This is a genomic window from Pseudomonas vancouverensis (assembly GCF_004348895.1).
Lineage (GTDB): Bacteria > Pseudomonadota > Gammaproteobacteria > Pseudomonadales > Pseudomonadaceae > Aquipseudomonas > Aquipseudomonas vancouverensis.
In genome coordinates this window covers 204897-215509 of record NZ_RRZK01000003.1, presented here as the reverse complement: position 1 = coordinate 215509, position 10613 = coordinate 204897, and the positions used below count along the sequence as shown (strand labels likewise).

The following is a 10613-nucleotide window of genomic DNA, read 5'->3' as shown; positions in this document are numbered from 1 at the left end:
ATCCCGAACTCAGAAGTGAAACGATGCATCGCCGATGGTAGTGTGGGGTTTCCCCATGTGAGAGTAGGTCATCGTCAAGATTAAATTCCGAAACCCCAATTGCGAAAGCAGTTGGGGTTTTGTTTTTAGTAGAAGTCACCGATTTTGCTGGCACGTTACCGCGTAACGGGCTGGTCACAGAATTTCTTGACGACCATAGAGCGTTGGAACCACCTGATCCCATCCCGAACTCAGAAGTGAAACGATGCATCGCCGATGGTAGTGTGGGGTTTCCCCATGTGAGAGTAGGTCATCGTCAAGATTGAATTCCGAAACCCCAATTGCGAAAGCGGTTGGGGTTTTGTCATTTCAGGGCTGGCAAGAGCCCACGAATGAGCGGCACAAAAAAAGCCCGCCTCTGAATTTGGAGGCGGGCTTTTTGCCGACTTGACAGCAACAAGCCACCGACTGGCTCAATTCAAGAGCGTCTGGCCAGGGCTTCGGGACTGTTGAGGTAGAGCGTGATGACCTCCACCGCCCGGTTGAGGTGATGGGTGAGCAGCGTCACCGATTGCTCGACATCGCGCTCCTGCGCGGCTCGCAGCAATGCACGGTGATCGTCCTGGGACAGTTCGCCCAAGCCCATGGCTTCAAGGTTGAAACGCAGGAAGCGCTCTTCTTCATTCAAGCCGTCTTCGACCAGCCTCAACAACCGTCGATTGGGCGCTCGGGAATACAGCGTCATGTGGAAAAGGCGATTGAGCCGACCAATTTCGCTGTAGTCACGCTCGGATTCCAGTTCATTGATGTAGCGCGTGGCCTCTTCGATGTCGGCGTCCTGGAGCAACGGAATCGAGAGGCGCAGGGCTTCCGACTCGAGCAGAATGCGCAACGCGTAGGTTTCTACCGCATCACCCTGAACCAGCGGAGCGACCACGGCGCCTTTGTGGGCGATCACGTTCAGCAGTGCTTGTGCTTCGAGTTGACGCAAGGCTTCGCGAACAGGCATGCGGCTGACGCCAAACAGGTCTGCCAGGTCTTGCTGACGCAGGGCGGCGCCACAGGGGATGCGCCCATCCAGTATTGCCGAGCGCAGCGTTTCTTCGATCACCGAGCGTGCCAGGTGCGCCGGAATTGGCCCATCGACCATGATACTGCTCAGCGGGTTGGGCTTTTGTGTCACTACTACGCACCCTGATTGACTGAAGAATTTTGGATCCAACGGACACTAGTAACTGCCTGACTGCTTGTCAATCTGCGAATGGGATGTCCTGTTGACAGTTTAGCGCGCCACCCGTGATCTCAGCGTGCCGTTGTCATTTTCCGGGCTAACCTACACCATCAAGTGATTCCCACTGGTCTCTTGCGGATGCCTGGCCTTGGCCGCACGTTTAGCGATTCCCCGAATGTTGCGCTGGCTGTGCAGCGCATTGCTGCTGGCCGGCGTGCTGCTGGGCGGTTTGCATGCCGATTGGGATTTTTCCCAGATCAGCCGTCGGGCGCAGGCATTGTACGGGCCTTTAGGTGAAGGCCAGCAGCGCATAAACGAATGGCAAAACCTGTTGGCTACCCAGAAACAGCTCGGCGAGCTGGAGCAGCTTAATGTGGTCAACCGTTTCTTCAACAAGGAACTGCGCTATGTCGAAGACATCGACCTCTGGCATCAGGAGGACTACTGGGCAACACCCATCGAAGCCTTGTGGAAAGGCGCTGGAGACTGTGAGGACTACGCTATCGCCAAGTACTTCAGCCTGCGTCATCTGGGCGTTGCAAGTGAAAAGCTGCGCATTACCTACGTAAAGGCATTGACCCAAAACCGCGCGCACATGGTGCTGACTTACTACGCGCGCCCGGACGCCATGCCGCTGGTACTGGACAGCCTGGTCGATGCCATCAAACCGGCCAATCAACGAACGGATCTTCTGCCCGTCTACGCTTTCAATGCAGAAGGGCTGTGGCTGCCGGGTGCCAAGGGCAATCAGAAAGTAGGCGATACCAAGCGTCTGTCCCGCTGGCAGGATGTGCTGAAAAAAATGCAGGCCGAAGGATTTCCGGTCGAGACGACTAACTAGGAGCATGCCATCAGATGTCATTGTTCAAGCAGCTATTGATCGCTATCTGTCTGTTCCTGGTCGTCGCCTTCACTGGAAGCTTCATGGTCAGCCTGGAAAGTTCGCGTACCCAGTACGTCAATCAGTTGCGCTCCCATGCACAGGACGCCGCGACGGCGCTGGCGTTGTCCCTGACACCGAATATCGATGACCCGGCAATGGTCGAGTTGTTGGTCAGTTCGATTTTCGACAGTGGTTATTACGCAAGCATTCGCGTGGTGGATCTCAAGACTGACAAGACGCTGGTCGAACGCAGTGGAATTACCGCGGTCACCAGTGTGCCGGACTGGTTCGTCAAACTGATCGGCCTGGAGCCGGCCGGTGGCGATGCGATTGTCAGTCGCGGCTGGGAGCAGGCGGCGCGGGTTGAAGTGGTCAGCCACCCGATGTTTGCGCTGGCCAAATTGTGGCAAAGCGCATTGGGCAGTCTGGGCTGGTTGCTGCTCTGTGGCGCGGTCAGTGCGGCGCTCGGAGCCTTGCTGCTACGGCGGCAACTCAAGCCTCTGGATTACATGGTCCAGCAGTCACACGCCATTGCCCGTCGCGAATTTCTCAGCCTGCCGGATTTGCCCCGCACTCCTGAGCTGCGCCGCGTGGTACTGGCAATGAACCAGATGGTTGAGAAGCTCAAGGCGTTGTTTCAGGAGCAGGCTGAGCGCAGCGAAAAGCTGCGTGCCGAGTCGTATCAGGACAACCTGACCGGGCTGGCTAACCGACGTTATTTCGAGATGCAGTTGAACGCGCGGGTGAGCAATCCGGAGCAAGCCAGTTCAGGTTATCTGTTGTTGCTGCGGATCAAGGACCTGGCCGGTTTGAACCAACGCCTCGGCGGGCAGAACACCGATGCGTTACTGATCGCGGTCGGCCAGCAACTGTCACGGGAATGCGCGAAATACCCGGAAACCCAGAACCTGGTCACCCGCATCCGCGGGGGCGAATTCGCGGTGCTGGCGCCGGGCCTGGTGCGTGAAGAGGCATTGCAACTGGCGCAGCACCTCGATTCCGCGATGGCCAGCTTGCACGCGACCGGTGCCACCGACGTGGCAACGGTTGCGGCCATCGGTCTGGCGCCCTTTGTTCATGGTGACACGCCGCAAACGGTGCTCGCCCTGGCCGATCAGGCGCTGGCCCAGGCTGAAGGCCAGGCCGATGTGAACTGGGTATGCCTGGATCGCGAGGCGATCACCCACGTCGGCGATGATCACCACGCCTGGCACGATTTGCTCGAGCAGGCTTTGGTGAATCGGCAGTTCAAGTTGCATTTTCAGGCCGTCGTCGCCACGCAGGACACTAGCCTGGTGCTGCATTACAAGGTGCTTTCGCGATTGATCGATGACAAGGGCCAGAGCATTCCCGCCGGGCGCTTCCTGCCTTGGCTCGAGCGCTTTGGCTGGGCCGCAAGACTCGACCGGCTGATGCTGGAACTGGTGCTGGAGCAGATGGCTGGCCATCAGGAGTCGCTGGCGCTGAACCTGTCTTCAGCAACGCTGGAGGATCCGCAGGCACTCAATGCACTCTTCGAATTGCTGCGCGCGCATTCTGATCTGGGGCCACGGCTGACCCTGGAAATAGGCGAGGAACAGTTGCCCGAACAGGCCATGCTGGAAACCCTGACGCGGCGGCTGCGTGAGCTCGGGTTCTCCTTGAGCCTGCAGCATTTCGGCGGGCGTTTCAGCATGATCGGCAATCTGTCGCGGCTGGGGCTGGCCTACCTGAAAATCGACGGCAGCTACATCCGCGCGATCGACAAGGAGGGCGACAAGCGCCTGTTCATCGAGGCGGTGCAGCGGGCGGCGCACAGCATCGACCTGCCGTTGATTGCCGAGCGGGTCGAAACCGAAGGGGAGCTGTCGGTCATTCGCGAGATGGGCGTTTACGGTGCCCAGGGTCGGCTGTTCGGTGAGCCCAAGGCATGGGCGTGATCGCAATCGGGCAGGCCTGACAGGCAAGATGTCAGATCAGGCCATCCTCGTCTTCGCCAACCAGTTGGCTAAGGCCGCCCAGCGCTTCCCGCGCCTGTGAGCGGTCCATGAGTTTGGCTTGCGCGGCAGCGGGCAAGTCGGTGACGCGGATCACGCCTTTATCAATCAGCACTTGAATCAAGTCATCGAGTACCCGGATCATTTCCGGGTCGCTTTGCTTGAGGCGTTTCAGGTTGGAGGCCAGTTTCCGTTCGGCCAGCCAATCCTTGATCTCCGGGTGGTCGGCCGGCAGGGTTTCTGTCGCTTCGGCATAGGCCTGAGCTTCCACGCGCAGCAGTTGGCCTTGCGCATCGCGTTGCACGTAGAACATGGCGTCTCCCTCGAACGTTAACCCGCATTTTCCTGTCAGCAGCATAGCCAACGCCGCGTCAGTAAAGCGCATGGCGGGTCGGTCATGCACCGATATTTCCATGGTTTGCATTCAGCTTTTGAAGTGCGTCGCTTTACTTGCAACTAAGATATTGATTTGAAACATATATGTGTTAATTGAGAAATTGCGCCAACTAGGCGTAGTTCAAATGGTCCACTAATTGCTTTGATCGCCAGCACATTTTGCCGGTTGCCGTCCGTCCCCCGAGCTGCCATCTGGCGTAAATCGTGTGCGTCGTTTCAACCCTTGCCGGATAATCCCGCGCCGCTCGCGCAGGCCATATTCTGCGCGGGCTCCAGCGACCCCGGAGTGTGATGAAAACGACCTGCGCCAAATTAAAACAAGTGTGTTATGTCAAAAATATGGCGATAAAAAAGGTTTTTTTAATCGCGTCTAAATATTACACTTGCAGCATTCAAAATATTGACGATATCATTTTGATAGCTCGCTTCGATGGATCCTCTCGAGCTATCTGTTACTCAATGTGCCAGCGCCTCGGATAGTCTCTTATGAATCGTACAGACGATATATCGAACCTATTCAACAGGTTCGGAGCAAGTGCGGACAGTTATCTTGAGTTCAGTAGCCAGTTTGACTACAAGGAAAAACCGTTGACGCTGGTGCCAACGGCTTCCGAGCCTGTGCCTGCGCCCGTTTCCGCACCTGTTTCAGTGATCGAAGCTGAACCGCAGGTGAATGCCGTCAATGAACTGCCGCTCGTAGCATGCACAGACGTTGTCGAAAAGGGCAGCGAACTCAAGCTGTTCAAGCCCGTGCAACCTGCCGCACCGCTTCGCCAGTTGCTGGCTGAAGTCGCCCTTGCACGTCAGGCCGAAGCGCAGGCGCGCAATGAGGTTGCACTGAGCCAGGTGTTGCACCACGACCGCCCGACCAAGACACGTGCGCATGTCATTGCGCTGGTTTCGGCCAAAGGCGGCGTGGGCAAAAGCACCCTGGCGTCGGCGCTGACGACGGTCATGCGCCTGGACGGTGGGCAAACCATCGCCATCGACCTCGATCCGCAAAATGCCCTGCAGCACCACTTGGGCGCCGAGCCCGATGTCGCCGGCATGGGCAACGCCAGCCTCATGGGCGAAAACTGGAAGTCGCTGCTGCTCGACGGTTCCGCCGGCTCATTGCTGCTGCCGTACGGCGCACTGAGCGAAGACGAGCGCCGTACGCTCGAGCGTTATCTGGACAACGATCGCTACTGGCTCGCCCGCCAACTGGCAAGCATGGAGCTGGGCGAAAACGATGTGGTGATCATCGACACGCCGCCAGGTCGTACCCTCTACCTCGACCAGGCGCTGATGGTGGCCGATCAGGTGCTGGTCGTCGCAACGGCCGACGCCGCCTGTTTTGTCACGCTGGATCAGATGGAGCGCGTCTTGGGCGAGCGCATGGCGCAGGGCCAGGCGCCGCTGTGCAGCTACGTGATCAACCAGTTCGACAGCTCCCGTGAGTTCTGCCGCGACATGCAGGAAGTGATCAAGCGTCGCCTGGGTTCGCATTTGCTCGGTGCGGTGGCGCTCGACCACGGGGTTGGCGAAGCGTTGGCTTATGGGCACAACCCGATGCTGGACATGCTGGCCACCCAGGCCTGCCGAGACATGTTGGCGCTGAGTCATACGCTCAAGGCTCAGATGAAATCCATGGTTGTTGCAGAGTCCTACGCGTCGTGATCAATCCATCGACTCCAGAACCGGTCACGCCTACCCGGTTGCAGCGCTGGGCACAGTCGGCTTCCGAGCGCCTGGAGGGCCTGCCGCAGACGTTGCGTCGCGCGCTGAACCTCGGCGTGATGGTGCTGTGCGGCCTGTTGGCACTGTTCATCATTACGGTGCCCTTCGACCTCTACTCTCAGTGCCTTTTCGCCCTGGGCTGCTTTATCACCGCCCTGGTACTGCGCAAGGTTCCCGGGCGCCTGACGGTGCTGATCCTCATCGGATTGTCGCTGACCGCGTCGCTGCGCTACCTGTACTGGCGATTGACCTCCACCCTCGGTTTCGAGGGCTGGGTCGACATGTTGTTCGGCTATGGCCTGGTCCTGGCCGAGCTGTACGCGATGATCGTACTGGTGTTCGGCTACGTACAAACTGCCTGGCCACTGCGGCGCAAACCGGTGCTCATGAGCGGCCCGCCGAGCGAATGGCCGACGGTCGACGTGTTCATTCCGTCGTACAACGAAACCCTCGATATCGTGAAGGTCACCATCTTCGCCGCGCAGGCCATCGACTGGCCGCAGGACAAGTTGCGCGTGCATGTCCTCGATGACGGGCGCCGCGAAGACTTCCGCGAGTTCTGCGAGCAGATCGGCGTGGGCTACATCGTTCGCGACAACAACCGCCACGCCAAGGCCGGCAACCTCAACGAAGCGCTGAAGGTCACCAGCGGCGAATTCGTCACGATCTTCGACGCCGACCACGTACCCACCCGTTCTTTCCTGCAGGTGTGTGTCGGCTGGTTCATCAAGGACCCGAAGCTGGCGATGCTGCAAACGCCGCACTTCTTCTTTTCCCCCGACCCGTTCGAGAAGAACCTCAACACCTTCCGTTCCGTTCCGAACGAAGGCGAATTGTTCTACGGACTGGTGCAGGACGGTAATGACCTGTGGAACGCGACCTTCTTCTGCGGTTCCTGCGCCGTGATCCGCCGCGCGCCATTGCTGGAAATCGGTGGCGTGGCCGTCGAGACCGTGACTGAGGATGCCCACACCGCACTCAAGCTCAACCGCGCCGGCTACAACACCGCGTACCTCGCGATCCCGCAGGCGGCCGGTCTGGCTACCGAAAGCCTGTCGCGACATATCAGCCAGCGGATTCGCTGGGCGCGTGGCATGGCGCAGATTTTCCGTACCGACAATCCGTTCTTCGGTAAGGGCCTGAGCTTCGGTCAGCGCCTGTGCTACGTGAACGCGATGCTGCACTTCTTCTACGGTCTGCCGCGGCTGGCGTTCCTGACCGCGCCACTGGCCTTCCTGTTTTTCGACGCGCAGATCTTCCACGCCTCGGCGTTGATGATCACCGCCTACGTGCTGCCGCACATCCTCCACGCGAGCCTGACCAACTCCAGTATCCAGGGGCGTTTCCGCCACTCGTTCTGGAACGAGGTCTACGAGACCGTGCTGGCCTGGTACATCATGGGGCCGGTGCTGATGGCGCTGGTCAACCCCAAGTTCGGTGGCTTCAACGTGACCGACAAGGGCGGCGTGATCGACAAGAAATACTTCGAGTGGAAACTGGCCCGCCCCTACATCGTGTTGCTGACTCTGAATGCCGCTGGCCTGATCTACGGCATCGTGCGTTTGATGGAAGGCGCCGAAGGTGCGACGACCACCATCCTGATCAACCTGGCGTGGACCGTTTACAACCTCATCATCACCAGCGCCTCGGTGGCGGTGGCCAGCGAGACTCGTCAGGTGCGGTCCGAGCCGCGGGTGGCCGCAGCACTGCCGATGCGCCTGACCCGTGCCGACGGCACTTCGCTCGACGGCGTGACCCAGGACTTCTCGCAAAAAGGCCTGGGTTTCCGTTTGCCGGAAGGGGTGAGCATTCCCAAGGGCGAGCGTGTGCAGATCTCGTTGTTCCGCAACGACCGCCTGAGTGTGTTCCCGGCCGTCGTCGTGTTCAGTCGCGACGGGTTGCTGGGCGCGCAATTCGATCAGCTGACCCTGCGTCAGCAAAGTGAACTGATACGTCTGACGTTCTCCCGCGCCGACACCTGGGCTGCGACCTGGGGCGGTGGGCAGGTCGACACGCCATTGGCCGCTCTGCGCGATGTCAGCGGCATCGGCATGCGCGGTATCTACGAACTCTTCAAAGCCACGGCCATGGAAGTGCGAAACCTGTTTCGCAGTCGCCGCGCCACCCCGTCCACCCTGGATAACGTTCTGGACAAGTGATGAACTCGAAGTCTTTCGCTTTCGGTAACCTGCGCGATTCGCGTCGCACGCTGGCACGCCTGACGTGCGCCTTGCTGGCCGTGGGTGGCAGCGCTGCGGCACTGGCCGAGACCACGGCGGCAGATGTCGCCCCCGGCGCCAACAGCTACAGCGTGACCCTCAAACAGCTGGGTCGGAACTATCCGATGAGCCTGCGCGGAGTGGAGTCCACCGACAGCGTCAACTTCGATGTGCGTGCCGACTCCATCGTCACCGGCGCCAAACTGAAGCTGCAATACACCTATTCGCCGGCGCTGCTGGCGGATCTGTCGCAGATCAACGTCATCGTCAACGATGAAGTCGCGGCGAGCCTGCCGTTGCCCAAGGAAAATGCCGGGCAGTTGCAGACCCAGGAAGTCACCATCCCGCCGCAACTGATCACCGAATTCAACCGCTTGAGCCTGCAGTTTGTTGGTCACTACACCATGAGCTGCGAAGACCCGACGCATTCGAGCCTGTGGGCAAAAATCAGCAATTCGACCGAGCTGAGCATCGACGTGTCGCCGCTGGCCTTGCCCAATGACCTGTCGATCATGCCGCTGCCGTTCTTCGATCGCCGCGATGCGCGGACCTTGAACCTGCCGTTCGTGTTTGCCGCCGCCCCCGACAACGCCACCCTGGAAGCCGCCGGTGCCCTGTCTTCGTGGTTCGGCGCCCAGGCCAGCTATCGCGGTGCGACCTTCTCCACGCGCTTCAACCAGATCCCGGCCCATGGCAACGCCGTTGTCCTGCTCAGCGGCCCTGACGCCCTGCAGATTGGCGGCTTGAGCCTGCCGGCGGCCAAGGGCCCGACCCTGAGCGTGATGGCCAACCCGAACGACGCCAATGGCAAACTGCTGGTGATCACCGGGCGTGACGCGGCTGAACTCAAAACCGCCGCCACGGCATTGGTGCTGGGCAGCCAGGCCATGTCCGGCAGCAGCGTGGTGATCGATCGCCTCGACACCGTGCAGCCGCGTAAACCGTACGATGCGCCGAACTGGTTGCCGAGCGATCGCCCGGTCAAGCTCGGTGAATTGCTGCCGGCCAAGCAATTCAACGTCTCGGGCTACAACCCGGGCGACATTACCGTGCCGCTGAACTTCCCGCCTGACCTGTTCACCTGGCGTGATGAAGGGGCGGCGCTGAACCTGAAGTACCGCTATACGCCGCAGGAAAAATCGAGCAATTCGTCGTTCATCGTCAGCTTCAACGACGGCCTGATTCAGTCGCAGAACCTGCTGTCCCAGGACAAGCTCGACAGCGGCGTGCTCAGTGCCCTGAAACTCAACGACACGCTGAACCGCGAGACCCGGGTGCGCCTGCCGCTGAACTCGGTGGCCCTGCAATCGCGCCTGCAACTGCGCTTCATGTTCGATTACATCAAGCAGGGCGAGTGTGGCGACATCATCATCGACAACATGCGTGGCGCGGTCGATCCGGAATCGACCCTCGACCTGACCGGTTACGACCACTTCATGGCCATGCCGAACCTCGGCGTGTTCAAGGACGCCGGCTTCCCGTTCACCCGTCTGGCCGACCTGTCGCAAACCGCCGTGGTACTGCCGGACAACGCTGGCGCGCCTGAACTGGATGCCTACCTGACCGTGCTCGGTCGCTTCGGTCAGTCCACCGGCTACCCGGCCACGGGCGTGCTGGTTACCCAGGCGGCACAGGTTGCCGCAGCCGCCGACAAGGATTTGCTGGTATTCGCTTCCGGCAACAATCAGCCCTTGCTGACGCAATGGGCCGATCGCCTGCCGGCCACCGACATGGGCAACCAGCAGAGTTTCCACCTGTCCGACCTGCCGATGCGGGTGCGCGACTGGTTCAGCCCCGACCCAGAGGCCAACCAGCGCAAGGCGCGCCTGGCAATGGCGTTCTCCGGCGGTGCGCGCAGCACTTACCTGACCGGTTTCGAATCGCCGCTCAAGGGCGGGCGCAGCGTGGTGGTGATCGCCAGCGGTCACCCTCAAGGTCTGGGGGAAGCGACCGATGCCTTGATCGGCGGCGAGGATTACACCCAGTCAATCCAGGGCAGTCTGGTGGTGGTGCGCGGTAAAACCATCGAGCCGCTGGTGGCGGACGAGCAGTACTACGTCGGCGATCTCGGCCCGTTCCGCTACCTGGAGTGGATGCTGTCGCGTCACGTCGGCCTGACGCTGGTGCTGACCGGCCTGGGCGTGCTGCTGCTCAGTTGTCTGGCGTACTTGTCGCTGCGTTCACGTGCGAAAAAACGGTTGAGCGACTGA

The 10613-nt window shown here is 60.2% G+C and carries 7 protein-coding genes and 2 rRNA genes; 7 read left to right on the top strand and 2 right to left on the bottom strand.

Annotated features, from left to right (window positions below; genetic code table 11):
* Both rrf (EIY72_RS30300) and rrf (EIY72_RS03490) read left to right on the top strand, forming a co-directional pair.
* A 5S ribosomal RNA gene (gene rrf / locus EIY72_RS30300) occupies positions 1 to 80 on the top strand; the annotation flags it as partial.
* Positions 81 to 185: 105 nt separating this feature from the next.
* A 5S ribosomal RNA gene (gene rrf, locus EIY72_RS03490) occupies positions 186 to 301 on the top strand.
* A 156-nt stretch (positions 302 to 457) separates the two neighbouring features.
* Here rrf (EIY72_RS03490) and EIY72_RS03485 read toward each other — a convergent pair.
* On the bottom strand, positions 458 to 1162 hold the full coding sequence (locus EIY72_RS03485) for a GntR family transcriptional regulator (RefSeq protein ID WP_093227992.1): 705 nt from the start codon (positions 1160 to 1162) through the stop codon (positions 458 to 460).
* A gap of 196 nt (positions 1163 to 1358) precedes the next feature.
* On the opposite strand from EIY72_RS03485, the gene lapG reads away from it, so the two are divergent.
* Complete coding sequence (gene lapG, locus EIY72_RS03480; RefSeq protein ID WP_093227989.1) at positions 1359 to 2051, top strand: cysteine protease LapG; 693 nt, start codon at positions 1359 to 1361, stop codon at positions 2049 to 2051.
* A gap of 14 nt (positions 2052 to 2065) precedes the next feature.
* A complete protein-coding gene (gene lapD, locus EIY72_RS03475) occupies positions 2066 to 4012 on the top strand; it encodes a cyclic di-GMP receptor LapD (protein WP_093227987.1) in 1947 nt (648 codons plus the stop codon).
* 31 nt (positions 4013 to 4043) lie between these two features.
* Here lapD and EIY72_RS03470 read toward each other — a convergent pair whose 3' ends face one another.
* Positions 4044 to 4382: a tryptophan synthase subunit beta gene (locus tag EIY72_RS03470; RefSeq protein WP_093227984.1), complete on the bottom strand. Its 339-nt coding sequence runs from the start codon at positions 4380 to 4382 to the stop codon at positions 4044 to 4046.
* A gap of 569 nt (positions 4383 to 4951) precedes the next feature.
* Here EIY72_RS03470 and bcsQ point away from each other — a divergent pair.
* Genes bcsQ through bcsB form a run of 3 tightly spaced genes read left to right on the top strand, consistent with a single transcriptional unit; the run spans position 4952 to position 10613 of the window.
* Positions 4952 to 6124 (top strand): cellulose biosynthesis protein BcsQ, encoded by a 1173-nt coding sequence (bcsQ, locus tag EIY72_RS03465; protein ID WP_093227982.1) that lies wholly within the window; start codon positions 4952 to 4954, stop codon positions 6122 to 6124.
* Positions 6121 to 8343: a UDP-forming cellulose synthase catalytic subunit gene (bcsA, locus tag EIY72_RS03460; RefSeq protein WP_093227980.1), complete on the top strand. Its 2223-nt coding sequence runs from the start codon at positions 6121 to 6123 to the stop codon at positions 8341 to 8343. The genes bcsQ and bcsA overlap by 4 nt, the downstream gene beginning before the upstream one ends.
* Positions 8343 to 10613 carry a cellulose biosynthesis cyclic di-GMP-binding regulatory protein BcsB gene (gene bcsB, locus EIY72_RS03455; protein ID WP_093227977.1) on the top strand — a complete coding sequence of 757 codons (2271 nt, stop codon included), beginning with the start codon at positions 8343 to 8345 and terminating at the stop codon, positions 10611 to 10613. The genes bcsA and bcsB overlap by 1 nt, the downstream gene beginning before the upstream one ends.

Bases quoted from the DNA above. Each gene is read 5' to 3' on its own strand.
- lapD (WP_093227987.1), top strand. From the start codon at position 2,066: ATGTCATTGTTCAAGCAGCTATTGATCGCTATCTGTCTGTTCCTGGTC.
- EIY72_RS03470 (WP_093227984.1), bottom strand. From the start codon at position 4,382: ATGTTCTACGTGCAACGCGATGCGCAAGGCCAACTGCTGCGCGTGGAA.
- bcsQ (WP_093227982.1), top strand. From the start codon at position 4,952: ATGAATCGTACAGACGATATATCGAACCTATTCAACAGGTTCGGAGCA.
- bcsB (WP_093227977.1), top strand. From the start codon at position 8,343: ATGAACTCGAAGTCTTTCGCTTTCGGTAACCTGCGCGATTCGCGTCGC.